The following is a 25,651-nucleotide window of genomic DNA, read 5'->3' as shown; positions in this document are numbered from 1 at the left end:
TGAATGCACCGTGCACCTCGCTCTGTTGTGCGGATGCACGGATGTACGTACATTAAGTATCCGGTTGGCGGGGGGACAAGCCGGACCCCTCCCCGCGGACCGGACCACGGACGAGAGGACCGACATGACGCCGCCCCAGCCCGAACCGACGGGCGCGTACGGCCGGATGCCCCGGCACGGCGCCGACGGCAACGGCGACGCGCACGGGCCGCGCCCGTTGGACCGCGGTTCCCCGCTGCCCCTGTGGGCGCAGCTGCGGGACGACCTGCGCCGCCGGGCGGAAGCCGGTGCGTTCACCGAGGAGTTCCCGGCCGAGCACCGGCTGACGGGCGAGTACGAGGTCAGCCGCCACACCGTCCGGGAGGCGCTGCGCAAACTGCGCGCCGACGGCCTGGTGATCGCCGAACGCGGCCGCGCCAGCCGCCTCGACGCCCGCCGCATCCAGCAGCCGCTCGGCTCCCTCTACAGCCTCTTCCGCGACCTGGAGGCCCAGGGCGTGGACCAGCACAGCGAGGTGCTGCGGCTGGAGCGGACCGCGGACGCGACGGTCGCCGGGCACCTGGGGCTGATCCCGGACGCGCCGCTGGTCGTCCTGGAGCGGTTGCGCCTGGCGGACGGCGAACCGCTGGCCCACGACACCGCGTACCTCCCGGCCGACCTGGCCGAGCCGCTGCTGGGCGCCGACTTCGGTCACACCTCGCTCTACGGCGAACTGTCCCGGCGCTGCGGGGTGAAGGTCACCGGCGGGCGCGAACGGATCGCTCCGTTCCTGCCGGACGTGCGGCAGGCGTGGCTGCTCGGACTGGCCGACCGGGAGGCGGCGTTCGCCATCGAACGCCTCGGCCGGGCCGGTGAACGGGTGGTGGAGTGGCGCGAGACGGTGGTCCGCGGTGACCGCTTCGCGTTCGTCGCCGAGTGGTCCGATGCCAGTCGGGCGGTCGACCTCGCCCCGCGCGCCGCGGCGCCGTCCGTCTGACGGGCCGCCGTGTCCGTCCTCATAGCCGCGACGGCGCTGCCCTGCGGGCTGTTGATCGGCCTGTTGCTGGGCGCGCTCGGCGGTGGCGGTTCGGTGCTGGCGGTGCCGGCCCTGGTCTATCTCATGGGCCAGTCCCCGCACGCGGCGACGGCGGGCGCCCTGGTGGTGGTCGCGGTCGGTGCGGTCAGCGGACTGCTCTGCCACGCCCGGGCCGGCCGGGTCCGCTGGGCCGCCGGCGCGACGTTCGGCGCCCTGGGGACGGCCGGCAGCTACGCCGGTTCCCGTTGGAGCGCGGCCCTGGACCCCGGCGTCCTGATGGCCGCGTTCTCGGTGCTGATGCTGGTGGTGGCGGCGGGCATGGTGCTGCGCGGGGGGCGGCGGAGCGCACCGGCCGCCACGGGGGACGGGGCACCGGAACCGGCACCCCCCGAGGAGCGGTCGACGCCCCGGGGATGGCCGACGCGCTTACGGGAGGGGCGGCGCTCGCGGGAGTTGACGCGCCCCCCGGAGTGCGGGCGCCAGCCCGAGGGCCCGGCCGTCCCCCGCCCCCGTCCGCTCCGCACCGCCCTGACCGCCTCGGCCGTGGGGCTGCTCACCGGCTTCTTCGGGGTGGGCGGCGGCTTCGTCGTGGTGCCCGCCCTCACCCTCGTCCTCGGCCTGGAGATGCCGGTCGCCGTCGGCACCTCGCTGCTGGTGATCCTGGTCAACTCCGGCGTGGCGCTGGCGACCCGGGCCGGTACCGGGTCCTTGGACTGGCCGCTGCTGGCCACCCTCGCGGCCTGTGCCGCGGCCGGCAGTCACCTCGGCAACCGGCTCGCCGGCCACCTGCGCCCGCAGACCCTCACCACGTCCTTCGCCGCCCTCGTCGCCGTCCTCGCGCTGGCGATGGCGGCCAGCACCCTGCCCGGCCTGTGAGACCGCCGCCCGGACGCCACGACGTCCCGCCTCGCGCCCGCGACCGGCCCCGGGCCCGCACTCCGGGGCCCGCCCGGGTACCCGGCCGTGCCCCGCGCCCCGGCCCTTCCGGAACCCCAACCCCCCACAACCACCCACGAGTCAGGAGACCCGCATGACCCGGCCCGCCGCCGACGCGGACCCCGCGCCCGCCGCCACCCCCGTCCACCACCAGGTCCTGATCGTCGGCGGCGGTACCGCGGGCATCACCGTCGCCGCCCGGTTACGCCGCGCCGGCGTCCGGGACGTCGCCCTGCTGGACCCCGCCGAGACGCACTGGTACCAGCCGCTGTGGACGCTGGTCGGCGGCGGCCAGGCGCCGCTGCGCGCCGCGCTGCGCCCCGAGGCCGAGGTCATTCCGCCCGGCGTGCGCTGGCTGCGGGAGCGCGCCACCGCCGTCGATCCGGTGGCCCGGACGGTCACCACCGCCACCGGCCGGGTGTTCTCCTACGGGCGGCTGGTCCTGGCGCCCGGTCTCCACCTCGACTGGGACGGCGTGCCGGGGCTGGCCAGGGCCGTCGGCCACCACGGGGTGAGCAGCAACTACCGGGCCGACCTCGCCCCGTACACCTGGGAGTTGATCCGCCGGATGCGGCGCGGCACGGCCGTGTTCACCATGCCGTCGGGGCCGGTCAAGTGCGGTGGCGCACCGCAGAAGATCGCGTACCTGGCCGCGGACCACTGGCGCAAGCGCGGCGTCCTGGGCGACATCCGCATCGTCCTCGCCCTCCCGGAGCCCAGCCTCTTCAAGGTGCCGGTCTTCGCCCGGGCCCTGGAGGGGGCCGTCCACCGCTACGGCATCGAGGTGCGGCTCCAGACCGAACTGACCGAGCTGGACGGCCCGGGGCGGGCCGCCGTCCTCACCGACCACGCCTCCGGCCGCGCCGAGACCGTCCACTACGACCTGCTGCACGCGGTCCCGCCGCAGCGCGCCCCGCAGTGGCTCGCCGACGGCCCGTTGGCGGATCCGGGCTCCCCGCACGGCTACGTCAAGACGGACCCGCACACCCTGCGGAGCCCGGACTTCCCCGAGGTGTTCGCCCTGGGGGACGTGGCCCACCTCCCCACGTCCAAAACGGGCGCCGCGATCCGCAAGCAGGCCCCGGTCCTCGTCGCCAACCTCCTCGCCGGGCTCCGCGGCCGGCCGGCCACCGCCCGCTACGACGGCTACACCTCCTGCCCCCTGGTCACCGCCCGGCACAAGATGCTGCTGGCCGAGTTCGACTACGACCTGCGCCCCGCACCGTCGATCCCCTTCCTCGACACCACCCGGGAGCGCACCGACATGTGGTTCCTCAAGCGCTACGGCCTGCCGCAGCTCTACTTCCAGGGGATGTTGAAGGGGCGGGCTTAGCGGGCGGAGCGGCCCGCCAAGCCCGGCGCGGGCGCGGGCGTGGGTCGCGCCCCCGCCGGGCAGGGATCCCGCAAGGGGCCCCCACACCCCCTAAGGGCACCCCGTACGGGCCCGCCCCGCCCCCGCCCCCGTTCCCGCCCGGTTCAGGCCGCCGCTGCCTCCTCCACCACGTCCGCCACCACGCAGCCGACGTTGTCCGGGGCGCCGGCCTCGTGGGCGAGCCGGACCAGGTCGGCGACGGCCTCGTGGGGTGTGGCCGCGCCGGCGAGGGCCGCCCGGATCGCCTCGGGCGGCACGACGCCGGTCAGGCCGTCGGTGCACAGCAGGTACCGCTCACCGGGCCGGGCGTCGAGCAGTTGGAGGTCCGGGGCGAAGTCGGTGCCCCCGTCCAAGGACCGCGACAGCAGTGCGCGCTGCGGGTGCGACCGCGCCTCCTCGGGGGTGAGCCGGCCCTCGTCGACGAGGGACTGCACCAGGGTGTGGTCGTGGGTGAGGCGGATCAGGCCCGAGTCGCGCAGCACGTAGGCGCGCGAGTCACCGACGTGCAGCAGCGCCAGGCGCGCGCCGGACCGCAGCACGGCGGTGAGGGTGCTGCCGGTCGACTCGTCGGCGGACGGCGCGGCCCGGTGGGCGCGCCGGGCCGCCTCCTCCAGAGCGGCCAACACGTCGTCCGCGCCCGCCCACTGGTCCTCCTCGTCCTCCAGTGCCTTCAGCGCCTCGACGGCGGCGGTGGCGGCCGGTCCCCCGCCGGGGCCGTAGCCGTCGGCCACCGCCAACAGGCGCGGGCCGGCGTGGGCCGCGTCCTGGTTGGCGGGCCGGACCAGTCCGCGGTCCGTGCGAGCGGCGCACTGCAGCGTCAACGGGGCGGTGGGGTCGTGGGGTTCGGTCATCGTGGCGTCCTTCCGTTCCAGCTGGTCCACGAGGAAGGCGGCCAGGTCCCGGCGGGCGGCGACCTCGGTCTCGACCTGCGCCCAGTACGCCGCGACCGCCCGGGCCGCGGCGGCCGGCGCCAGCCCGCACACCTCGCGGATGCGGGCCAGCGGCATGCCGAGCCGCCGCAGCCAGGCGACCAACCGGGCGCGCTCCAACTGGGCCGGCGCGTAGTACCGGTAGCCGCTGTGCGGGTCGACGCGGACGGGGGTCAGCAGGCCGAGCTCGTCGTACAGGCGCAGCGCCTTCGGCGAGAGCCGGGACGCCCGTGCGAACGCCCCGATCGTCAGCATGTCCCCGTCCACCCGGTGCTCCTCCGCGCTCCGTCGCGCCCGCCCGGTCCGGGTCCGGCAGGTGTCCCGTGCCGGGCGGACCGGACCGTCGGCGGCGCTCCACGCGCCGCCGACGAACGGCGTTTGTCCTCCTCGTACCGGGCACCTCGCCCGGCCCCACCGATGCTGGGCCTTCCCCCAAGGACAAGGTCAACGAGCCGTTCGCCCCGGTATCCGGCGGTCCGGCGGTCCTGCGGGGCAGCGGCCGCGCCCCGGCTACGCGCGGCCCAGCTGCCCCAACGCCGCCACCGTCAGCGCCTGGACGCCCGTGGACAGGGTCGGCCGGGTGACCGGCACGAAGCGGGGCGAGTGGTTGGAGGGGATGTCCTGGGCCAGCCGCCCGGCGGCCAGCGCGGTGCGGAACACGTCCGGGTCCCAGCCGCCCAGCCACCAGTAGTACAGCGGCGCCTCGGCGGCCGTCGCCAACAGGCCGGCGTCCTCACTCCCGGTCGCCGGGTCGAAGGCGAACACCCGCTGGTCGCCGAAGTGCCGCGTGAAGTCCGCGTTGACGGCCGCCAGCACCGCGTCGTCGTTGACCGTCACCGGGAACGAGTCGAGCATCGTCGTCTCCGGCTCCTCGGACGCGCCGGACGCGGCCGCCTCGGCCCGCGCGATCCGCTCGACGGCCGCCAGCACCGCGGTCCGCACGTTCGCGTCGAAGCTGCGGACGCTGAGCCGCACGACGGCCCGGTCCGGGATCACGTTGGCGGTGTCGCCGGCGTGGAACGAGCCGACCGTGACCACCGCCTGCTCCTTCGCCGCGATCTCCCGCGCCACCACCGACTGCACCCGCTGCACGAACGCCGCCGCCATCAGGATCGGATCCACCGTCGTCTCCGGCCGCGACCCGTGGCCGCCCGTCCCGTGGAACGTGATCTCCAGCGAGTCCGCCGCGGCCATGCAGGCGCCCGGGCAGTACGCGATCAGCCCCGCGCCGAACGGGGCGACGTGCTGCGCCAGCACCACGTCGGGCACGGGCACCAGCTGCTTGCTGTAGAGGCCGTCGTCGAGCATGGCGCGGGCGCCGCTGCCGGCCTCCTCGGCCGGCTGGAACAGCACCACGAGCGTCCCCGACCAGCGGTCGCGGCCGGCGGCCAGCAGGTCGGCGGCGCCCAGCAGGCACGTCACGTGGACGTCGTGGCCGCAGGCGTGCATCCGCCCCGGGACGGTCGAGGCGTACGGCACGTCGGAGTTCTCCGAGACCGGCAGCGCGTCCATGTCGGCGCGCAGCAGGACCACCGGCCCCGGGCCGTTGCGCAGCACGCCGGTCACGCCGGTCACGCCGATGCCGGTCGTGACGTCGTAGCCGTACGCGGTCAGCCGGCGGGCCGCCTCGGCGGCGGTGCGGGTCTCCTCGTAGGCGAGTTCGGGGTGGCGGTGCAGGTCTTCGTAGAGGGCCACGAGGTCCGCGAGGCGGGCGTCGAGCGGTTCCAGGACGGATGCGGGGGAGGAAGGGTCACGGTCGCTCATACGCGCATTCGACCACGCACGGCCGCCGCCGTCTGCCCCCTGGCGCGCCCGTGCGCGCCGCCCGCCGCCCCGTGCGCCCTGGCCGGTACCCAGCGGTTCACCACCCCTCCCCCCGTGACACCACCGCCACCGCCTGCAACCGTGGATCACCATGCCTGCGACGTGGCGCAGCGCAGGCCCAAGCCGACGACCGGAGGCTGACGTTGGCCACTTCACCCACCCGACCGGCGGACGAGCCCGGCGACCTCGCGACCCACCTGATGGACCAGGCCCTGGGCCACCTCTTCTCCGCCGCGCTGCGCACCGCCGCCCACTACCGCATCGCCGACCGGCTCGCCCTGGGCCCGCGCACCCCCGAACAACTCGCCGCCGCCACCGACACCCACGCCCCCCACCTGCGCCGCGTGCTGCGCTACCTCGCCGCCCGCGGCGTCTTCCGCGAGGACGCCGCGGGCGCGTACCAGCTCACCCCGGCCGCCCGGCAGCTGCGCACCGACGTGCCCGACTCGCTGCACCCGGCGGTCATGATGCTCACCGACGACCTGTTCCTGCGGACCTCCGCCGGCCTGCCCGAGGCGGTGGCGCACGGCGGCGCGGCCTTCGAGCGGCTCTTCGGCACGCCGTTGTTCACCCACCTGGCATCGGACGCGGCCAAGCGGGAGCTCTTCGACGACGGCATGGCCTCCCTGGCCGCGCCGGCGGACGACGCGGTGGCCGCGGCCTACCCCTTTCCCGAGACCGGCACCGTCGTCGACGTCGGCGGCGGCCGGGGCGGCCTGCTGCGCGCGGTGCTCCGCCGCCGTCCGCAGGCCACCGGTGTCCTCTTCGACCTGGCGCCGCCGCTGGCCCACCACCTCCTGGACACCGACGACCTGAAGGGCCGCTGGCGCACCCAGGAGGGCGACTTCTTCGCGGCGGTCCCCGAGGGCGGCGACGTCTACGTCCTCAAACACGTCCTGCACGACTGGCCGGACGAGCCCTGCCGCCGCATCCTGCGCACCTGCCGCGCGGCGATGGCGCCCGGCCGCCGCCTGCTGGTCGTCGACTCCGTCCTGCCGCCGGGGAACGCCCCGCACTTCGGCAAGACGATGGACATCGCCATGCTGGCCGTCCTCGACGGGCAGGAACGCAACGCGGACGAGTTCGCCGCGCTGCTGGCGGCGAGCGGCTTCCGGCTGACCCGGGTGCTGCCGACGGCCGGCTTCCCCTCCATCGTGGAGGCGGTCGCCGACTAGGACGGCGGTGCACGCCGCGCGGGGCCGCGACACGCCGCGGTCCCGTTGCCCCCGCCGCCCCCGCCCCCGCGCTGTACTGAGTGCCACCCCATCAGCGGTCGACGAGAGGGGCTGGTGCACCGTGCCGGTTCTGATGCGTGCGCGCGGTCGTGCGGAGGCGCACCGCGCCTCCACCCCCCTGGAGCTGTTCTTCGACCTCTGCTTCGTGGTGGCGGTCGCCCAGGCCGGCCGCCAACTGGTGCACGCCCTCGCCGAGGGCCACCCGGGGCACGGCGTCGTCGGCTATCTGATGGTGTTCTTCGCCATCTGGCTGGCGTGGCTCAACTTCAGCTGGTTCGCCTCGGCGTACGACACGGACGACGCGCTGTACCGCGTGGTGACGCTCGTTCAGATCGTCGGGGTGCTCGTGCTGGCCGCCGGCGTGCCGCGGGCCTTCACCGCCGGGGACTTCCGGATCGTCTGGTTCGGCTATCTGGTGATGCGGTTGGCGCTGGTCAGCCAGTGGCTGCGGGCCGCCCACGACACCCGGGGCGCGGAACGGCGGACCGCCCTGCGCTACGCCTCGGGGGTGACTCTCTGCCAGGTCGGCTGGCTGGCGCTGCTGTTCCTGCCGCCGGCCGACGCCCCGTGGGTGTTCATCGTGATGGGCCTGCTGGAGCTGTCGGTCCCGGCGCTCGCCGAACGCGACCGGCCGACCGGCTGGCACCCGCACCACATCGCCGAACGCTACGGCCTGTTCACCCTCATCGTGCTGGGCGAGACGGTCTCCGCGGCGACCGTCGCGGTCCAGTCCGCGCTCGACGAGCACCACGACCTGGCCACCCTGCTGCCGATCGCGGCCGGCGGCCTGCTGCTGGTCTTCGCCGCGTACTGGATCTATTTCGCCGTCCCCATCCACCTGCACCTGCGGTCCAACCGGCAGGCGTTCCTGTGGGGCTACGGCCACTACCTGGTCTTCGGATCGGCCGCGGCGATCGGCGCGGGCATCGAGATCGCGGTGGAGGAGTCGGCCGGCCGGGCCCACCTGTCGGCGCACGCCGCGGCGGCCTGCGGCACGGTGCCGGCGGCGCTCTACCTGTTCACGGTGTGGCTGATCCACTCCCGCCACCAGAAGCACGGGCCGGCCCAGCAACTGGTGTTGCCGGTCTCCGCCGTCCTGGTGCTGGCGTGCACCTTCGCGGGGTCGGCGGCGGTTCCGGCGGCGGGGCTGGTGGCGGCGGTGACGGTGGCGGTGGGGGTCACCCTGACGGCCCGCCAGGGCACCGCACTGGCGGAGGAGTAGCGGCGCTCCGGTCGCCCCGCGGCGCTCACGGGTGTGAGCGGCGCGCGGCCCGCGCGCCGTCCCCCGTTAGCGTGCCGAACGGCCGTGCGCGCGCCCGCGCCGCCACGTGCCCCGCCCCCGCACCCCCTCCCCCGCGCACGCATCCCCCGAACTCCCGCATAGCGCGTCAACTCGCCGTACACAGGGCGGACTTGGGCCGCATTCCGGCCAACTTGGGGCGGTCCCCGGTGCCCCCGGGGCACCCTCCGGAGCGCCTCCCCCACCCCCGCCCATCCGACCAATCGGCGCATTCCCCTACCAAAGGCTCACCCGGCGTGCGGCGTCGCCCCAATGCCCTCTACCGTTCACCAGGGCCCGCGGAAGCGGCTTCGCCGGAACGCGGTAGGGTGCAGATTGCCCTTTTTATGCCCGGGGGTCCTGCCGGTTCGCGGCTTCCCACGGGCCGTCCACCCGCCCGTACCTGAGGAGACGCCAGACATGGCAGCCCGCCACGCTCAGTCCCGTGCGCGCAGGAGACTGTCCCGGCGCAGCAAGGCCGTCGGCGGCCTCGCGCTCTCCACCCTGGTCGGCACCGCCCTGTGGGCCTGGCCGGCCTCGGGCGACGACCACAGCGGCCGACCGGACTCCAAGAGCGGTTCGGCGCACGCGGCGTCCAGCCCGAACACCCCGGCGCCCGCACAGGCCGCACCCCAGACCGCCCACGGCCTGCGCGCCATCCCGGACCTCAGCGACGCCGCCCGAAAGCGCATACCGGCCAACGCCCGCCAGGTCCTCGTCGTCACCGGCAAGGCCACCGACTCGTACGAGTCCCGGGTCGTCCTGTACACCCGCGCCGACGGCTCGGACTTCTGGGAGGCCGGCCCCAGCTGGGCCGCGCACAACGCCGCCCACGGCTGGACCGGCGACCACCACTACGGCGACCTGCGCTCCCCCGAGGGCGTCTACGCCCTCACCGACGCCGGCGGGCGACTGCCCGCGCCCGAGGGCACCAAGCTGCCCTACGACCACAACCGCAGCTTCGTCGCCCACGGCACCGGCGTCGAGGGCGAGCCGCTGGCCGGCGCCTTCGACTACGTCATCGCCATCAACTACAACCGCGTCCCGGGCACCTCCCCGCTGGACGGGCAGCGCCCGCTCGGCGACGAAAAGGGCGGCGGCGTCTGGCTGCACGTCGACCACGACGGCCCCACCCAGGGCTGCGTCAGCCTCAAGCCGGACGTGATGCGCGCACTGCTGCGCACCCTCGACCCGGCGCTCCACCCGGTCGTCGTGATGGGGCCGGCCGGCCACTGAGCGGGCTGCGCGCGTGGTACGCATGCCCCCATGACTGACGCGCGGCAGCATCAGCGGCACCAGGGGGGCGAGGCCACCCCTCACCCCCCGGGCCCGCACGACGCCCTGACCGACGTGCCCGGCCTGCGGGTCGGCCACGCCCAGCGCACCGGCGACGGCTGGCTCACCGGCACCACCGTCGTCCTCGCCCCCGAAGGCGGCGCCGTCACGGCGGTCGACGTCCGCGGCGGCGGCCCGGGCACCCGGGAGACCGACGCCCTCGACCCCCGCAACCTCGTCCAGCGCATCGAGGCCGTCGTCCTGACCGGCGGCTCCGCGTTCGGCCTCGACGCCGCGACCGGCGTCGCCGGCTGGCTGGAGGAACAGGGCCGCGGCTTCCGGGTCGGCCCCGATCCCGCCCAGGTCGTCCCCGTCGTCCCCGCCGCCGCCCTCTTCGACCTGGGCCGCGGCGGCGACTGGCGGGCCCGCCCGGACGCCGCCCTGGGCCGCGCGGCCGTCGAGGCCGCCGCCCGCACGACCCCCGGCGCGCCCGTCCCCCAGGGCAACGTCGGCGCCGGCACCGGAGCGGTCAGCGGCGGCATCAAGGGCGGCATCGGCACCGCCAGCGCCGTGCTGCCGTCCGGGATAACCGTCGCCGCGCTCGCCGCCGTCAACGCCGCGGGCTCCTTCGCCGACCCGCACACCGGCGCCCTCTACGGCACCCCCACCCGGCTCCCCGACCCCGCGGTCCACGCGGCCGCCCGACGCCGCCTCGTCCGGGCCCGGGAGATCTCCGCGGCCCGGTCCGCCGCGTCGGTCCACCCGCCCCTCAACACCGTTCTCGCGGTGGTGGCCACGGACGCCGACCTCACCCGCGCACAGGCCCACAAGCTCGCCGGCACCGCCCACGACGGCCTGGCCCGCGCCCTGCGCCCCGTGCACCTCCTCAACGACGGCGACACGGTCTTCGCCGTCGCCACCGGCGCCCGCCCGCTGGCCACCGCGGAGGCCCTGGCCGACCCCGCCTTCGGCGTCCACCTCCGGGCCGGCGCCCTCAACGACGTCCTCGCCACCGGCGCCGACGTGCTGACCCGGGCCATCGTCAAGGCCGCCCACGCCGCCACCTCGGTGGACGGCCCCGGCGGCCTCTTCCCGTCGTACACGGACCTCTACGGTCCGCCGGCCGACGACGACCCGGACCGCTGCGGCACCACGGGGCAGGACCGGTCCTAGGGCGTGTCCGACGGGTCAGGGTCGGAGAGGCCGGGGTGTCTGGTGCGGTGCATCGCAAGGCGCCGGAGCGGCTTGATAGCGGAGCTATTGGGGCGTTTCGGCAACGCCGCGAGGTGCCGTGCCAGGCGCCCCGGCCCCGGCCATGACCCGTCGGACACGCCCTAGGCCCCCACCGCGCCCAGCAGCGTGCCCGCCACGTACGTGACCGCCATGGCCAGCGCGCCGCCGGCCACGTTCCGCAGCACCGCCGGGCCCACCGGCGCCGCCCCCAGGCGGGCGCTGGTCCACCCGCACAGGGCCAGCGCCGCCAGCACCGCGGCCACCGTGATCCACAGGCGCTGGCCCGTCGGCGGCAGCACGATCGCGAGCAGCGGCAGCAGCGCGCCCGCGGTGAAGGCGAGGAAGCTGGCGCCCGCCGCGTGCCAGGGGTTGGTGAGGTCGTCCGGGTCGATGCCCAGCTCCACCTCGGCGTGGGCGCGCAGCGCGTCGTGGTGCGTCAGCTGCTCGGCGACCTCCCGGGCGAGTTCGGGGCCGAGGCCCTTGCCCTCCAGCAGTTCGGTCAGTTCGCGCAGTTCGGCCTGCGGCTCGGTGGCCAGCTCGCGCTTCTCCAGGGCCAGCGCGGCCTTCTCGGAGTCGCGTTGGGTGGAGACCGACACGTACTCGCCGGCCGCCATGGACATCGATCCGGCGAGCAGCCCGGCGAGTCCGGCGGTGAGCAGGGTGGCCCGCGAGTCGGTGGCGCCGGCGACGCCGACGACGAGGCCGGCGGTGGAGACCACTCCGTCGTTGGCCCCGAGGACCGCCGCCCGCAGCCAGTTGAGGCGGCTGCCGAGCCCGCCGCCGTGCGCCTCGTCGTGGTCCGGTGTCTGAAGGGTCACCGGTCGAGCGTCTCATCCGGGGCCGGCCGACGGGGCCTTGCCTCGCCCGGTGCCCGTCGGTGCCGGCCCGGTACCACCCGGTAGCCGCCCCGGGCCACCCGGTGCCCGCGCGTCGGGCCCCGGTGGGGCCGGTGGTAGAAACGGCCGTATGTCCGCATCGCCGCCCCCCACCCCGCCCCCGTCACGGTCCGGCCGGCGCGCCGCCGCGCCGTCGCGTGCGGAGCCGCCGCCCCCGCCGCCGCCCACGTTGGTGCAGCCGGCGCCCCCCGACTCCGGGGGCGGCCGCCCGCCGGCCGGTCGCCGGGCGTCCGTCCGTCAGGAGCCGGTGCGACGCCGCCGGTTGTGGTGGCACCGGTTGATACTCGGGCTCTGGTACCGGCCGGTGGACGTGTTCGACGAGGCGCGGGACCGCAGCGCGTGGAGCGCCGCGGTACTGCTGTGCCTGATCAGCGGCGGGATCGGGATCGTGTCGGTGGACGCGTTCCGGGCGCAGTGGGCGGCCAACCACACGGCGGCATTGCAGTTGGCCGGGATGGCCGAGGCGGGCGTGCTGCTGGCCAGTCTGGGGCTGGGGGCGGTAACGCACGCGATAGCGCGGACGCTCGGGGGCAACGGGCGGTTCGCGCCGACGGCGAGCCTGTTCGTGGTGGTCTTCTGGGTGACGGACCTGCCGCGGTTGCTCATCGCCGCCTGGCTGCCGACGAGTTCCACGTTCGTGCAGGCCGCCACCTGGACGACCTGGGGGTTCGGCTATTTCCTCGCGGTGCTGCTGATACGCGGTCAGCACCACCTGCCGACCCGTAAGGCGGCGACTGCGGTGTCGGTCCAGATGCTCGCGGCGCTGGCGCTGCTGAGGCTGGGGCCGGCGCAGTGAGCCGGGCGCGCCTGTGCAGCGCGCGCCCGGTCGGCCGGCGCCGGGTCAACTGCGGCTGCTGAGCTGTCGCACGAGGTCGTCGAACGCCTGGCGTTCGGCGGGGGTCAGGTCCACGTTCTCGGAGGGCGGGCCGCCGGGGCCGGTCTGGCGCGGGACGGCGTCGAGCCGGGCCCGGGAGCGCGGCGGGCGCCCGTACGCGGTGGGGGCGCCGTAGGTGCCGCGCCGGGTGAGTCTGACCAGGCCGACTGCCCAGAGGACGACGACGACCAGCAGAACGCCTAGGCCGATCTGCTGGAGAATCGAAACGGAGGGGACCATGCTGTTCCTCCCGAACAAGTGGGCGCTGGGCAAGCCCCAGTAGACACCACGCGTCTGGGCTTCCAACAGGGAATCTTGGGTTGTAAATCGGTAAGTGACACATCTCCTATGACATTTCCCAGCATTCCAGACACCACACGCATAGTGCCCCTCCGTCCTGCGGCCCGCCGCCGGCGCTCGCCTCCCGCTCCGGCGCGCCACCGGCCGGAGCGGCGCACTGCCGCGCCGGCCGTTGGACACCGCGGCGGCTTCCCCGCGGCGCGCGGGTGCGCCAACGATGGCGGCACCCCGTCCGCGACGTGAGGAGTTCGCCCGTGCCCCGGCAACACCACCGGACCGCCCCCCGCGCCCTCGACGGCGTCCTCGTGGCCGACTTCAGCCGGGTCCTGGCCGGCCCGCTCGCCGCCGCCACGCTCGCCGACCTCGGCGCCGAGGTCGTCAAGGTCGAGCGGCCGGGGGGCGGGGACGACACCCGTTCCTGGGGGCCGCCGTTCGCCGACGACGGCACCGCGGCGTACTTCGACGCCGCGAACCGCTCCAAGCGGGGGCTGGCGCTGGACCTGGGCGATCCCGAGGACGCGGCCGCGGCCCGGGAATTGGCCCGGCGGGCGGACGTCCTGATCGAGAACTTCCGCCCCGGGTCGCTCGCCAAGTACGGCCTGGACCCCGCGGCCACGCTGGCGGCCAATCCGGGGCTGGTGCACTGCACCATCAGCGGTTTCGGTTCCGGGGCGGGGGCGGCGCTGCCCGGCTACGACTTCGTGGTCCAGGCGGTGGGCGGACTGATGAGCATCACCGGCGAGCCCGGCGGGCCGCCGCTGAAGGCGGGGGTGGCGCTGGTGGACGTGTTGACCGCCAAGGACGCCGCGACGGGGATCCTGGCGGCGCTGCGGCACCGCGACCGGACCGGCGCGGGGCAGACGGTGGAGGTGAACCTGCTCTCGTCGCTCCTGGCGTCCTTGGTGAACCAGGCGTCCGGCCATCTGGCCACCGGGCGGGATCCTGGACCGATGGGCAACCGGCATCCGAGCATCGCCCCGTACGAGACGTTGGCGTGCCGGGGCGGGCTGTTGGCCGTCGCGGTGGGCAACGACCGGCAGTTCCGGGCGCTGGCGGGGGCGCTGGGGGCGCCGGAGCTGGCGGACGACGTGCGGTTCCGCCGGAATCGGGATCGGGTGCGCAACCGCACGGACCTGGTCCAGGAACTGGAGGATCGCCTGGTCGCCGACACCCCGCGGGGTTGGGCGGAGCGGCTGGCGGCGGTGGCGGTGCCGTGCGGACCGGTCAACACCGTGTCGGAGGCACTGGAACTCGCGACGCGACTCGGGCTGGACCCGATCGCCCAGGTCGGCGCGGGGCGGATCCCCCAAGTGGCCAGCCCGCTGCGGCTGTCGGGCACGCCGGTGACCCAACCCGGTGCGCCACCCCGCCTGGACGAAGACGGCACGGCACTGCGAACCTGGTTATCAGGGCCGGAGGACCGACCCCTGCCGCCGAGATTGTGACCTTCGTCACAACAGGACCGTATCCGCAACCAAATCCACCCGTTGGTGCTGTTTACCAGCACGGAATCACAACACCCCTGTATGGAGCAGCTCGTGACATCGCTGGACAACCCCGCGCCCGCCCAGTCCCGCACCGACCACCAGCCGCTTCACCACGAGGCGCGGGATTCCGCCGCACCCCGCCGCACCCGCCGGATGCGCCGCACCCTGGCCCTCACCGCCCTGCTCGCCGCGGGCGCACTGTCGCTGACGGCCTGTGGGGGCGACGCCGAGGCCGGTCAGGGCGACGGCAAGAACGGCCAGGCCGGCGCGGACGCCGCGGCCGCCAAGGACGCCTCCGACGCCAAGATCCAGGTCACGTCGAAGGACGGCGCCACCGACGCCAGCATCAACGACACCGGGGTGAAGGTCACCGGCGGCAAGTTGACCGACGTGAAGCTCACCGCCGTCGACACCGGCAAGGACGTCGCCGGCGCCATATCGTCGGACGGCCTGTCCTGGAAGCCCGGGGTGCAGCTGGACCGCGGCGCCAAGTACAAGATCGTGGCGAACGCCAAGGACGCCAAGGGCCGCCCGGCGACCGAGAACGCGACCTTCACCACGGTCTCGTCGGCCAACAGCTTCATCGGCTCGTTCACGCCCGACAACGGCAAGACCGTCGGCGTCGGCATGCCGGTGTCGTTCAACTTCGACAAGTCGATCAGCAACCGCAAGGACGTCCAGTCCCACATCACGGTGACCTCCAGCAGCGGCCAGCAGGTCGTCGGCCACTGGTTCGGCGACCGGCGGCTGGACTTCCGGCCCGAGGACTACTGGAAGGCCGGCTCCAAGGTCACCATGAAGATCGACCTGGACGGTGTGAAGGGCGGCCAGGGCATCACGGGCGTGCAGTCCAAGACGGTGTCCTTCACCATCGGTCGCTCGCAGGTCTCCACGGTCGACATGAACACCCAGACCATGACCGTCAAGCAGGACGGCAAGGTCATCAAGTCCGTCCCGATCTCCGGCGGCAGCCCCGACCACCCGACCTACAACGGCCAGATGGTCATCTCGGAGAAGTTCGAGCAGACCCGCATGGACGGCTCCACGGTCGGCTTCGGCGGCGAGTACGACATCAAGGACGTGCCGCACGCCATGCGCCTGTCGTCCTCCGGCACCTTCATACACGGCAACTACTGGGGCAGCTCGTCGATCTTCGGCCGCACCGGCACCAGCCACGGCTGCGTCGGCCTGGAGGACAACAAGGGCGGCGGCGGCGACACCCCGGCCAAGTGGTTCTACAACAACTCGCTGATCGGCGACGTGGTGATCGTGAAGAACTCCCCGGACAAGACCGTCAAGCCCGACAACGGCCTCAACGGCTGGAACATGTCCTGGTCGGAGTGGACGGCGGGCAGCGCCTCCTGACGGCCGCCGGCCGCACCCGCTGAGCGCACGAGGCGGTGACCGCCCTTCGAGGAGGAGCGGTCACCGCCTCGTCGTGCGTGCGGCACGGTGCGCGGCGGCGGGTCACGCCGTCGGCGCCCCGGAGTGCAGCAGTTCCACGACCCCGCCGAGGCTCTCGTGGCCGTGCCCGTCCGCGACCCGGCGCTTCATCAGCTCCCACAGCGGGCCGAAGAGCTCCGTGCTGACGCCCTGCGCCCGGCTGACGTCGCCGATCGCGTCGTGCGCGACCTGCATGGCGAGGTGGGAGCCGGTGGCGCCGTACTCCCCGGCCGCCACCTGCGCCGCCATCGCCGGCAATTGGCTTTCGGCCATCGCCCGCAGCCACGGCACCAGCAGCTCCCGGGTGAACGCGTCGACGTTCCCGCCCGCCGACCGCACCAGGGCCGCGGCGTGCAGGAATCCGCCGAACATGCCGTACATCCCGCTCAGCAGCGCGAGGTCGTGCAGTGGCGCCGCACCGGGGTCCGGGCCCAGATAGACGCTCCTCGCCATGGCGTCCAGCACCCCGCGATGCGCCTCGAAGGCGGCCTCGGCGCCGCTGTAGAGCACGAACGCCTGGGGCAGCCCGATGATTTCCGGAACCGCCATGACGCCGCCGTCGAGGTACTCCGCTCCGAGCCCGGCGACCCGCTCCGCGAGCACCCTTGCCTCGGCCGGCGAACCGTTGGTCACGTTGACCACGACCCGGCCCGCAAGCGCCGCACCGGCGCCGTCGTCGGCCAGCAGCGGCGCGACGTCGGCGTAGTCCAGGATGCAGACGATCACGACCTCGCTCGCGGCGATCGCCGCGGCCGGCGATGCGGCGCGCCGGGCGCCCTCGGCCACCAGCGCATCGGCCTTGTGCGCCGTGCGGTTCCACACCGTCACCCGATGCCCGGCCGCCAGGAGCGCCGACGCCAGCGCCCTGCCCATGTCCCCCAGGCCGAGCACCGCGACGTTCTCCCGCGCCGTTCCCGCACGCGCACGTTCCCCGGCCGCCTGCACCCGGGCCTCATTCTCCGCTGACATCACGGAACTGCACCCCCGCCTCGTTCTTCGCTCTGATCACTTGCTGATCAGTTTTGGCGGGAGGGCAGTTCCGGACAAGTACCTACTTTTTAGTGGGTGGTTACCTCTCGGTGCGTGCTCACCTGGGGGTGCGTGGCGTCGGCGGCGGGCGCGTCCGTGCCCGGGGTTCCGGCCGCCGGCGCCCCAAGGCTCTTGAGGAGGACGACCAGGGCGGCGCTGACGACGGTGCCGGCGGCGACGGCGAGCAGGTAGAGCAGCGGCTGGCCGATCAGCGGGACCACGAAGACGCCGCCGTGCGGGGCGCGGAGGGTGCAGCCGAAGGCCATCGACAGGCCGCCGGTGACCGCCCCGCCGACCATCGCGGAGGGGATCACCCGCAGCGGGTCGGCGGCGGCGAACGGGATCGCGCCCTCGGTGATGAAGGACGCGCCGAGGACCCACGCGGCCTTGCCGTTCTCCCGTTCGGCCCGGGTGAACAGGCGCCCCCGCACGGTCGTGGCCAGCGCCATCGCCAGCGGCGGGACCATACCGGCCGCCATCACCGCGGCCATCACCTTCAGGCTGCCGGGGTTGGGGTTGGCCAGGCCGCCGACCGCGAAGGCGTAGGCGACCTTGTTCAGCGGCCCGCCGAGGTCGAAGCACATCATCAGGCCCAGGAGCACGCCGAGGATGACGGCGTTGGCTCCGGACAGGCCGGACAGCCAGCCGGTGAGGGCCTTCTGGAGCGCGGCGATCGGCTTGCCGACCACCAGGAACATCAGGAAGCCGACCGCCGCCGAGGAGAGCAGCGGGATGACCACCACCGGCATGATGCCGCGCAGCACCGGCGGCACGTCGACCCGTTGGATCGCCCGCACCACCGCGCCCGCCAGCAGGCCGGCGATCAGCCCGCCCAGGAAGCCGGCGTTGACGGTCAGCGCGACGGCGCCGCCGACGAAGCCGGGGACCAGGCCGGGCCGGTCCGCCATCCCGTAGGCGATGAAGCCGGCCAGGACCGGGACGAGGAAGCCGAAGGCGGTGCTGCCGACCTGGAAGAACAGCGCCGCCCAACTGGCCGACTCGGTCCACAGGAAGTGGTCGGCGACCGAGGGTGCCTTGTCGACGGTGTAGCCGCCGATCGCGAACGCCAGGGCGATCAACAGCCCGCCCGCGGCGACGAACGGGACCATGTAGCTCACGCCGGTCATCAGCCAGGTGCGGAGCCGGGTGGCGAAGCCGTCGGTGGTCTCGGCGCCCTGGTCCATGGGGGCGGTGGGGCGGGCGGGCGCGTCGGCGGCCGGGACGGGGCCCCGGGCGGCCTTCTCGCGGACCTCGGCGATGAGTTCCGCGGGACGGTTGATGCCGGCCTTCACCCCGACGTCGACGAGCGGCTTGCCGGCGAACCGCTCGCGGTCCCGCACCTCGACGTCGTGCGCGAGGATCACGCCGTCGGCCGCCGCGATCAGCTGCGGGTCGAGGCGCTGGAAACCGGCCGATCCCTGGGTCTCCACGGTGAGTTCGACCTCGGCCGCCCGAGCGGCCTTGGCCAGGGATTCGGCGGCCATGTAGGTGTGCGCGATGCCGGTGGGGCAGGAGGTGACCGCGACGATGCGGAACGGGGCGGACGCCGGGGCCTCCGGGGCGGCCTCGGGGGCCGTCGGCTCCGGGGCGGGGGCGTCGGCGGACCGCGGACCGTCCGCCTCCGGCCCCGGCTCCGACTCCGACCGCGACTCCGACCGCGACTCCGACCGCGATGCCGCCTGCGGCCCCGACTGCGGCTCCACTTCCGGCTCCTCTTCCGGTTGCTGCTCCGGCCGTTGCTCCGGTTGCTGCTCCGGCTGCTGATCCGGCTGTTCGCCCCGGATGAGCGCCGCCGCCCGCGCCGGCTCGGCCGCGGCCCGCAGCGCGCCCGTGAACGCCTCGTCCATCAACTGGCGGGCGAGCGACGACAGGATCGACAGGTGGTCCGCGTCGCCGCCCGTCGGAGCCGCGATCAGGAAGACCAGGTCGGCCGGGCCGTCCGCGGCGCCGAAGTCGATGCCGGCCGCGCTGCGCCCGAAGGCCAGCGTCGGTTCCGTGACGTGTGCGCTGCGGCAGTGCGGGATGCCGATGCCGCCGTCCAGGCCGGTCGGCATCTGGGCCTCGCGGGCGGCCACGTCCGCGAGGAACCCCTCCAGATCGGTGACCCGGCCGGCGGCGACCATCCGCTCCGCCAACGACCGGGCGGCGGCGTCCTTCGTTGCGGCGGACAGGTCGAGATCGACCAGGTCCGCGCTGATCAACTCACTCATCGCGGGCTCCCTTGCGCGCGGTACCGCCGGGCGGGCGGTGGGGACGGGGTGCGGGCGGATCGGGGACCGGCTCCGTCAGCGGCCGGCCGAGCGGCACTTCGGCGCTCAGCACGACCCGTTCAGGGGCCAGGTCCGCGGGGGTCGGCATCAGACTGCCGGGCAGTTGCACGGCAGCCGCGCCGTGCGCCACCGCCGCGGCCAGCGCCGGGGCGCCGGTGCCGCCCGCGGTGAGGAAACCGGCGAGCGAGGCGTCCCCCGCACCGACGTTGCTGCGGACGGCGGCGACCGGGGCGCTGCCGAAGCGGGCGCCGACCGCGTCGACCAGGAGCTGCCCGTCCGCCCCCAGCGAGGCCAGGACCGCCCGGGCGCCCCAGGAGCGCAGTTCCTCGGCGGCCTCGACCGCGTCGCCGACGGTGGTCAGCGGGCGGCCGACGGCCTGGGCGAGCTCCTCGGCGTTGGGTTTGACGACGTCGGGGCGTTCGCGCAGCGCCGCGGTCAGCGACGGGCCGGAGGTGTCCAGGGCGATCCGGGCGCCGGCGCGGTGCGCCCTGGCGACCAGTTCGGCGTACCACTCGGGGGCCAGGCCGCGCGGCAGGCTGCCGCAGCAGGCGATCCAGTCGGCGCCGGCGGAGCCCTCGCCGACCGCGGTCAACAGCGCCTCGGACTCGTCGGGGGTGAGTTCCGGACCGGCCGCGTTGATCTTCGTGAGGGTGCCGTCGGGTTCGGCGACGGCGATGTTGGAACGGGTCTGCCCGGCGACCGGGACGCCCGCCACGTCGATGCCCTCGGCCCGCAGCAACCCGGCCAGCGCCGCGCCGGCGGGACCGCCCAACGGCAGGACGGCGCGGGTGCGGTGGCCGGCGGCGGCGACCGCGCGGGAGACGTTGACGCCCTTGCCGCCGGGGTCGACGCGGTCGGCGGTGGCCCGCAGCACGGCGCCGCGCTCCAGCGCCGGGACCTCGTAGGTGCGGTCCAGGCTGGGGTTGGGGGTGACGGTGAGGACGATCATGGGTGTACCGGTCCGGCGGGGTGGGCGACGCGGGTCGCGGTCGGGGTGGTGGCGGTGTGGCGGGCGGGCCCGTGGGGCGGCGTCATGCGCGGACCACCTCCGTGCCGGCGCGTTCGATGGCGCGGGCGTCCTCGGGGCTCAACCCCGTGTCGGTGATCAGCAGGTCGACGTCCGCGAGGTCGCCGAAGCGGGCGAAGTGCTGCTGCCCGAACTTGGCGGAGTCGGCGAGCAGCACCACCCGGCGGGCCGCGGCGATCAACGCCCGCTTGACCGCGGCCTCGGCGAGGTCGGGCGTGGTCAGGCCGCCGTCGAGGGAGAAGCCGTTGGTCGCCAGGAAGAGCACGTCGGCGTTGATCTCCCGGTAGGCGCGCAGCGCCCAGTCGTCGACCGCGGCCCGCGTGCGGTGCCGGATCCGGCCGCCCACGAGGTGGAGGGTGAGGCCGGGGTGGTCCGCCAGCCGCGCGGCGACCGGCAGGCCGTGGGTGACCACGGTCAGTTCGGCCTCCAACGGGATCTCCGCGGCGAGCCGGGCCGCGGTGGTGCCGGCGTCGAGGATCACGCTGCCGGGGCCCTCGCCGCCGGGCAGTTCGGCCAGCGCGGCCCGGGCGATGCGCTGCTTCTCGTCGGCGGCGACCGCGTCCCGCTCGGCGAGGTCGGGCTCGAAGTCCAGGCGGCCGGCCGGGATGGCGCCGCCGTGCACCCGCCGGACCAGGCCGGCGCGGTCCAGCGCCTTCAGGTCGCGCCGGACGGTCTCGGCGGTGACCTGGAACTCCTCGGCGAGGGAGAGCACGTCGACCCGCCCGCCCTCTCGGGCGAGCCGCAGGATCTCTTGCTGGCGCTCGGGTGCGTACATCTGCGTCTGTGTCCGTTCCATGCCCGAACCTGTGGTTTCACCGAGATGCTACGCCCACAACTCCCCCAAGTAAACAGATACGGGCATCCCATCGGACCCAAACGGGCATGACCGCGCGCCATGCCCCCCACCCGGGCATCCCGCGGACGGACTCGGGCGCCCCGTGAGCCCACCCGGCCGCACCCGTGGACGCAAAGGAGCCCCGACGCCGTCACGGCACCGGGGCTCGCCCAAAAAACACCCGCACCCAGGACCGACGTCACCGCCGGCCCGGTATCACCGCGGGCCCGGCATGCGGGCCCGCCCCGGGGGACGCGGCTCAGGCCGCCGCGTCGAACCCGGTGTCCCGCGCCATCCGCTTCAGCTCCAGCAGCGCGTGCTTCTCGATCTGGCGGATCCGCTCACGGGTCAGCCCGTGCTGCTTGCCGACCTCCGTCAGCGTCCGCTCGCGGCCGTCCTCGATGCCGTACCGGGCCTTGATGATCGAGGCGGTGCGCTGGTCGAGGCGGTCGATCAGGTCCTCCAACTCCTCGCTGCGCAGCAGCGTGAGCACCGACTGCTCGGGCGAGGCCGCGGAGGTGTCCTCCAGCAGGTCGCCGAACTGGGTGTCGCCGTCGTCGTCGACCGACATGTTCAGGCTGACCGGGTCGCGGGCCCAGTCCAGGACGTCGGTGACCCGGGCCGCCGTGGAACCCAGCTCGCCCGCCACCTCCTCCGGCTCCGGGTCGCGGCCGTTCTCGCGGTTGAACTCCCGCTGCACGCGGCGGATCCGGCCCAGTTCCTCGACGAGGTGGACGGGCAGGCGGATCGTGCGCGACTGGTCGGCGATGGAGCGGGTGATGGCCTGACGGATCCACCACGTCGCATAGGTCGAGAACTTGAAGCCCTTGGCGTAGTCGAACTTCTCGACGGCGCGCACCAGACCGGCGTTGCCCTCCTGGATCAGGTCGAGCAGCGGCAGACCGGAGCGGGGGTAACGGCGGGCTACGGCGACGACCAGGCGCAGGTTGGACCGGATGAAGACGTCCTTCGCGCGCTCGCCCTCGGCGGCCAGCGCTTCCAGCTCCGCACGCTCGGCACCTGCGGCGTTGCCCTCGGTGATCTCGCCGTCCAGGATCTGCTGGGCGTAGACGCCCGCCTCGATGGTCTGGGACAGCTCCACCTCCTTGGCGGCGTCGAGCAGCGGCGTGCGCGCGATCTCGTCGAGGTACATGCCGACCAGGTCGCGGTCGGCGATGTCTCCGCCTGCTGCGCGAACGCTGTTGGCCTGGCCAGAGCCGGTGGTGCTGGCCTGACGACGGGCGACGGCACGGGTTGCCATGCGGATGCTCCCTTAGCGCTGAGTCGGTCGCGGGACAGTGGAGCGGGTCGTCGGCCTATGGACCGTGTGGCCAACCGGCTGACCCGTCCGAAGGAAACAACGGCTGGAATCCGGACAGAATTCCCAAGCCGTGCCTCAATTTTTCTGATCATGCAGTACCCTGCGCCGTCACGAGGGAGGGCAGATGTCGCCTGAGCGCGGGGAAGTGCAGGTCAGAGCGGGCGCCGAGACGGACCTCACGGCCCTTACGGATCTTTACAATCACTACGTCCGTGAGACGGCCATCACATTCGACACGGAGCCCTTCAGCCCCGACCAACGTCGCCCGTGGTTGCTCTCCCACCCCAAAGACGGTCCGCACCGCCTTCTGGTTGCGCAGGCGGCAGGAGAGGGGGACGGTTCCCTCCTCGGCTACGCGACCAGCAGCGCCTTCCGCCCCAAGGGCGCGTACGTGACCTCCGTGGAGACGACCGTGTACTGCGCGCCGGAGGCCGGCGGCCGGGGCGTCGGCACGCTGCTGTACCGGGCGCTCTTCGCGGCGCTGGCCGACGAGGACGTGCACCGTGCCTACGCCGGGATCGCCCAGCCCAACGAGGCGTCCGTCCGGCTGCACGCCCGCTTCGGCTTCCGGCCCATCGGCACGTTCACCGAAGTCGGGCGGAAGTTCGACCGCTACTGGGACGTGTCCTGGTTCCAGAAGGACCTGCGTTAGGCGTTCCCGAAGGACCTGCGGTGGGCGCGGGACGGACCGGCGGACGCCGCGGCGCTTCGCGGGCCGCTCCCGTCCGGCCCGCGGGGCCCCTCCGGTCGCCGGCGGGGCCCCTCCGGTTGCCGGCGCCGGTGCCCGGGTGTCGCCTGGACAGGAAGAAGGGCGAACGAGAGGAGCCCGTCATGGACCAGCACGCGCACGGCGACCAGCCCGCCCTCCGGGGCGAACCGTCCGGCGCCCGGGCCGCCCGCTCGCACGGCACCGTCGAGCCGGAGCACGGCGCGTCGGCCACCGGCCCCGCCGCGGACTCCGCCACGGGGCGCTCCGTCACCGACAGGATCCGGCGCGCCCCGCTCACCGTGACCCTGCCGGTCATCGCGGCGCTCTGCTTCGGCTGCTACACGATCTGGATGGACCACACCAACGGGGCCAAGGGCGGCCAGGCCGCGCTCCTCGGGCTGATCGCGGCGGTGGTCACCGGGATCCTGGGCGTCACGTTGGCGCACTTCCAGTCGAGCATGCTCACCGAGACCCGCGCCCTGGCCTACGCCGCGCTCTTCGGGGCGTCGATGGGCTGGCTCTACTCCCTCGGCGGCAGCCGGCCGTCGGTGCTGACTTCCGTGGGATGGGGCATAGGGATGTTCTTCGTGATGTTCCTCGTCTCGCTCTACGTCTTCCGCACCCACCGCACGCGCGAGCCGCACGGCCTGCACCGCCCCCACGAAGCGCACGTGGCCGGCCGCCACCGCCTGCACGCCCCCCACTGACCGCACCGGAGGCGGCACCCCCAACCCGCTTGACCTCAACCGCAGTTGAGTTCCTAGCCTCCTCCCCATGACACCCGCACCCACGCCCCCACCGGCGTCCGCCCCGGGCCCCGGCCCCGCGCACCCGCCGGAGCCCGCCGGCACGGCACCGTCCCCGCCCGCCGACCCGGCACCGTCCCCGCCCGCCGACCCGGTCTTCACCCCGGAGGAGCGCGCCTACCTCGCCGGCCAGCCGCTCGCCCGTCTGGCGACCACGGGGCCGAACGGCGGGCCGCAGGTGCGCCCGGTGGGCTTCGTCCTCAACGACGACGGCACCCTCGACGTCGGCGGACCGGCGCTGCGCCGCAGCCAGAAGTACCGCAACGCGCAGGCCCGTCCGGACGTCTCCCTCCTCGTCGACGACATGGCCCCGGCCGACGACCCGGTCGCCCCCGGCTGGGGCCGCGGCGTGGAGATCCGCGGCCGGGCCGAACTGCTCACCCTCGACGCCCCGCCGATGGCACCGGAGTTCTTCAGCAACGACGTGATCCGCATCCACCCGCGCCGCGTCATCAGCTGGCACCTGAAGGCGGACGGCGGCCGCGCGAACGCCCGCGACGTCGACCGCACCGGCGACTGACCCGCAGCCGCCGGCCCCGGCGCACACACCGCCCCCCGGCGGCTCCCGAGGGTCGGCCGGACGTCCGGCCGGCCCTCACCCGTCGATCGGCCGCACCCCCTCCCCGACCCCGGGGCCCGCCAGCACCTGCGGATCCTGCGACGTCCGCAGCTGCCGGCCCGGCCGCCAGACCTCCAACTTCACGAACGGGGCCTCGACGGACGTCCGCACCACCTCCGTCAGCAGCGCCCGGAACAGCTCGAACGGCTCCGGCGGCCGCACCGCCGCCGCGTACCGCGCCTTCAGGCCCGGATCGCCCACCTCGACCGCCCGACCGGACACCCGCACATCGCCCCCGGCCAGGTCCGTCCCGCCGCCGGGGTTGACGTGCAGTGCGAAACGGGGGTCCCGCCGCAGGTCCTGCACCTTGCGCGAGCCCGCCATCATGCCCAGCCACAGCTCCCCGAAGCGGAAGTCCGCCTCCAGCCCCGTCAGCCGCGGTGCGCCGTCCTTGCGCAGCGTGGCCAGGACGTGGTGCCGGTGCAGTCCGAACCGCTCCCGCACCAGCGCGGCGAACTCCGGCGCCGCCACCTCCACGGCCGCCCAACCGACCGCCTCACTCCCGCTCCCTGCTCCGCTCCCGGTCCGTCGTCCGCTCTCACTCGTCATGCCGTCCAGGCTCCCGCCCATACCTGACACCCCCTGACCGGATTCCGGTCCCGATTCCCGTCCCGGATTACCGTCCTGATCCCGTCCCGAAGCCGCACGCACAATCCACCTCCGCGCGCCCGGGCCCCCGCGCGCCACGCACCAACCCCCCTCCGCAGCGGTCCACTTCAGCGTCGCACCCACCACTGACAACGCCCCGCCGCGCCGCCGGCGTCCCTGCTCACGGCCCCTCGGCGGCCCCCGCCCGCCCACCGGCCGTGCCGCGCCCCCTGCCGCGCTCCCGCTACGGCCCCCCGCGCGCCGTAAGACCAAGGCCGTAGTCCCACCGGCCGGTTGGGGATCCGCCCGCGGCCCGTTACCCGGGCCGGAGGCCCGGTCCTAGCCTCGG

The 25,651-nt window shown here is 74.7% G+C and carries 23 protein-coding genes; 13 read left to right on the top strand and 10 right to left on the bottom strand.

The annotated features are described in order from the left end of the window. The first annotated feature begins 124 nt into the window (after nucleotides 1–124). The 3 genes from ACJ6WD_RS28690 to ACJ6WD_RS28680 all read left to right on the top strand — a co-directional run bounded on the left by ACJ6WD_RS28690 (nucleotide 125) and on the right by ACJ6WD_RS28680 (nucleotide 3,284). A complete protein-coding gene (locus ACJ6WD_RS28690; protein ID WP_233658705.1) occupies nucleotides 125–976 on the top strand; it encodes a GntR family transcriptional regulator in 852 nt (283 codons plus the stop codon). A 9-nt stretch (nucleotides 977–985) separates the two neighbouring features. Continuing rightward, complete coding sequence (locus ACJ6WD_RS28685) at nucleotides 986–1,891, top strand: sulfite exporter TauE/SafE family protein (protein ID WP_233658706.1); 906 nt, start codon at nucleotides 986–988, stop codon at nucleotides 1,889–1,891. 154 nt (nucleotides 1,892–2,045) lie between these two features. Beyond that, complete coding sequence (locus tag ACJ6WD_RS28680; RefSeq protein WP_233658707.1) at nucleotides 2,046–3,284, top strand: FAD/NAD(P)-binding oxidoreductase; 1,239 nt, start codon at nucleotides 2,046–2,048, stop codon at nucleotides 3,282–3,284. 143 nt (nucleotides 3,285–3,427) lie between these two features. Here ACJ6WD_RS28680 and ACJ6WD_RS28675 read toward each other — a convergent pair whose 3' ends face one another. Continuing rightward, nucleotides 3,428–4,507 carry a MerR family transcriptional regulator gene (locus tag ACJ6WD_RS28675; protein WP_407616831.1) on the bottom strand — a complete coding sequence of 360 codons (1,080 nt, stop codon included), beginning with the start codon at nucleotides 4,505–4,507 and terminating at the stop codon, nucleotides 3,428–3,430. A gap of 255 nt (nucleotides 4,508–4,762) precedes the next feature. Beyond that, a complete protein-coding gene (locus ACJ6WD_RS28670; RefSeq protein ID WP_233658708.1) occupies nucleotides 4,763–6,016 on the bottom strand; it encodes an amidohydrolase in 1,254 nt (417 codons plus the stop codon). A gap of 203 nt (nucleotides 6,017–6,219) precedes the next feature. On the opposite strand from ACJ6WD_RS28670, the gene ACJ6WD_RS28665 reads away from it, so the two are divergent. The 4 genes from ACJ6WD_RS28665 to ACJ6WD_RS28650 all read left to right on the top strand — a co-directional run bounded on the left by ACJ6WD_RS28665 (nucleotide 6,220) and on the right by ACJ6WD_RS28650 (nucleotide 11,038). Further along, nucleotides 6,220–7,251, top strand: a complete 1,032-nt coding sequence (locus ACJ6WD_RS28665) for a methyltransferase (protein WP_016572953.1) — start codon at nucleotides 6,220–6,222, stop codon at nucleotides 7,249–7,251. A 133-nt stretch (nucleotides 7,252–7,384) separates the two neighbouring features. Further along, entirely contained in the window at nucleotides 7,385–8,533 is a 1,149-nt protein-coding gene (locus ACJ6WD_RS28660) for a low temperature requirement protein A (protein WP_331250028.1), read from the top strand. Nucleotides 8,534–9,010: 477 nt separating this feature from the next. Continuing rightward, nucleotides 9,011–9,826, top strand: coding sequence for a L,D-transpeptidase family protein (locus ACJ6WD_RS28655; protein ID WP_233658710.1), 816 nt, complete (start codon nucleotides 9,011–9,013; stop codon nucleotides 9,824–9,826). A 30-nt stretch (nucleotides 9,827–9,856) separates the two neighbouring features. Beyond that, nucleotides 9,857–11,038, top strand: a complete 1,182-nt coding sequence (locus ACJ6WD_RS28650; protein ID WP_233658711.1) for a P1 family peptidase — start codon at nucleotides 9,857–9,859, stop codon at nucleotides 11,036–11,038. A gap of 161 nt (nucleotides 11,039–11,199) precedes the next feature. On the opposite strand, the gene ACJ6WD_RS28645 is transcribed toward ACJ6WD_RS28650, so the two are convergent. Then, a complete protein-coding gene (locus tag ACJ6WD_RS28645) occupies nucleotides 11,200–11,916 on the bottom strand; it encodes a VIT family protein (protein ID WP_233658712.1) in 717 nt (238 codons plus the stop codon). A 355-nt stretch (nucleotides 11,917–12,271) separates the two neighbouring features. Here ACJ6WD_RS28645 and ACJ6WD_RS28640 point away from each other — a divergent pair, with 355 nt between their 5' ends. Next, nucleotides 12,272–12,790 carry a Yip1 family protein gene (locus ACJ6WD_RS28640; protein ID WP_331249921.1) on the top strand — a complete coding sequence of 173 codons (519 nt, stop codon included), beginning with the start codon at nucleotides 12,272–12,274 and terminating at the stop codon, nucleotides 12,788–12,790. A 45-nt stretch (nucleotides 12,791–12,835) separates the two neighbouring features. On the opposite strand, the gene ACJ6WD_RS28635 is transcribed toward ACJ6WD_RS28640, so the two are convergent. Next, the gene (locus ACJ6WD_RS28635) at nucleotides 12,836–13,108 is read right to left on the bottom strand and encodes a hypothetical protein (protein WP_233658714.1); all 273 of its coding nucleotides are present in this window, start codon (nucleotides 13,106–13,108) and stop codon (nucleotides 12,836–12,838) included. Nucleotides 13,109–13,422: 314 nt separating this feature from the next. On the opposite strand from ACJ6WD_RS28635, the gene ACJ6WD_RS28630 reads away from it, so the two are divergent. Next, nucleotides 13,423–14,613: a CaiB/BaiF CoA transferase family protein gene (locus ACJ6WD_RS28630; protein WP_376444867.1), complete on the top strand. Its 1,191-nt coding sequence runs from the start codon at nucleotides 13,423–13,425 to the stop codon at nucleotides 14,611–14,613. Between the two features lie 81 nt (nucleotides 14,614–14,694). Next, nucleotides 14,695–16,020 (top strand): Ig-like domain-containing protein, encoded by a 1,326-nt coding sequence (locus tag ACJ6WD_RS28625; protein ID WP_331249919.1) that lies wholly within the window; start codon nucleotides 14,695–14,697, stop codon nucleotides 16,018–16,020. 102 nt (nucleotides 16,021–16,122) lie between these two features. Here the strand turns inward: ACJ6WD_RS28625 and ACJ6WD_RS28620 are convergent, their stop codons facing one another. The 5 genes from ACJ6WD_RS28620 to ACJ6WD_RS28600 all read right to left on the bottom strand — a co-directional run bounded on the left by ACJ6WD_RS28620 (nucleotide 16,123) and on the right by ACJ6WD_RS28600 (nucleotide 22,520). Then, nucleotides 16,123–17,067 (bottom strand): NAD(P)-dependent oxidoreductase, encoded by a 945-nt coding sequence (locus ACJ6WD_RS28620; protein WP_233658717.1) that lies wholly within the window; start codon nucleotides 17,065–17,067, stop codon nucleotides 16,123–16,125. Between the two features lie 89 nt (nucleotides 17,068–17,156). Then, nucleotides 17,157–19,337, bottom strand: a complete 2,181-nt coding sequence (locus ACJ6WD_RS28615) for a fructose-specific PTS transporter subunit EIIC (RefSeq protein ID WP_407616801.1) — start codon at nucleotides 19,335–19,337, stop codon at nucleotides 17,157–17,159. Next, nucleotides 19,330–20,343: a 1-phosphofructokinase gene (gene pfkB / locus ACJ6WD_RS28610; protein ID WP_407616830.1), complete on the bottom strand. Its 1,014-nt coding sequence runs from the start codon at nucleotides 20,341–20,343 to the stop codon at nucleotides 19,330–19,332. The genes ACJ6WD_RS28615 and pfkB overlap by 8 nt, the downstream gene beginning before the upstream one ends. Before the next feature lie 85 nt (nucleotides 20,344–20,428). Continuing rightward, the gene (locus ACJ6WD_RS28605; protein ID WP_020930965.1) at nucleotides 20,429–21,199 is read right to left on the bottom strand and encodes a DeoR/GlpR family DNA-binding transcription regulator; all 771 of its coding nucleotides are present in this window, start codon (nucleotides 21,197–21,199) and stop codon (nucleotides 20,429–20,431) included. A gap of 319 nt (nucleotides 21,200–21,518) precedes the next feature. Continuing rightward, nucleotides 21,519–22,520, bottom strand: a complete 1,002-nt coding sequence (locus tag ACJ6WD_RS28600) for an RNA polymerase sigma factor RpoD/SigA (RefSeq protein WP_016573993.1) — start codon at nucleotides 22,518–22,520, stop codon at nucleotides 21,519–21,521. 184 nt (nucleotides 22,521–22,704) lie between these two features. Here ACJ6WD_RS28600 and ACJ6WD_RS28595 point away from each other — a divergent pair, with 184 nt between their 5' ends. The 3 genes from ACJ6WD_RS28595 to ACJ6WD_RS28585 all read left to right on the top strand — a co-directional run bounded on the left by ACJ6WD_RS28595 (nucleotide 22,705) and on the right by ACJ6WD_RS28585 (nucleotide 24,615). Continuing rightward, the gene (locus tag ACJ6WD_RS28595) at nucleotides 22,705–23,232 is read left to right on the top strand and encodes a GNAT family N-acetyltransferase (RefSeq protein WP_233658719.1); all 528 of its coding nucleotides are present in this window, start codon (nucleotides 22,705–22,707) and stop codon (nucleotides 23,230–23,232) included. Between the two features lie 179 nt (nucleotides 23,233–23,411). After that, nucleotides 23,412–23,996, top strand: a complete 585-nt coding sequence (locus tag ACJ6WD_RS28590) for a hypothetical protein (protein WP_233658720.1) — start codon at nucleotides 23,412–23,414, stop codon at nucleotides 23,994–23,996. Nucleotides 23,997–24,063: 67 nt separating this feature from the next. Further along, a complete protein-coding gene (locus ACJ6WD_RS28585) occupies nucleotides 24,064–24,615 on the top strand; it encodes a PPOX class F420-dependent oxidoreductase (RefSeq protein ID WP_376444856.1) in 552 nt (183 codons plus the stop codon). 75 nt (nucleotides 24,616–24,690) lie between these two features. Here ACJ6WD_RS28585 and ACJ6WD_RS28580 read toward each other — a convergent pair whose 3' ends face one another. Then, nucleotides 24,691–25,263 carry a pyridoxamine 5'-phosphate oxidase family protein gene (locus ACJ6WD_RS28580; RefSeq protein WP_407616800.1) on the bottom strand — a complete coding sequence of 191 codons (573 nt, stop codon included), beginning with the start codon at nucleotides 25,261–25,263 and terminating at the stop codon, nucleotides 24,691–24,693. Nucleotides 25,264–25,651: the final 388 nt, after the last annotated feature.

Source organism: Streptomyces sp. VTCC 41912 (assembly GCF_045799175.1).
Lineage (GTDB): Bacteria > Actinomycetota > Actinomycetes > Streptomycetales > Streptomycetaceae > Streptomyces > Streptomyces albulus_C.
The sequence above is the reverse complement of the archived record's forward strand: the minus strand, read 5'-3'. Positions and strand labels throughout refer to the sequence as shown.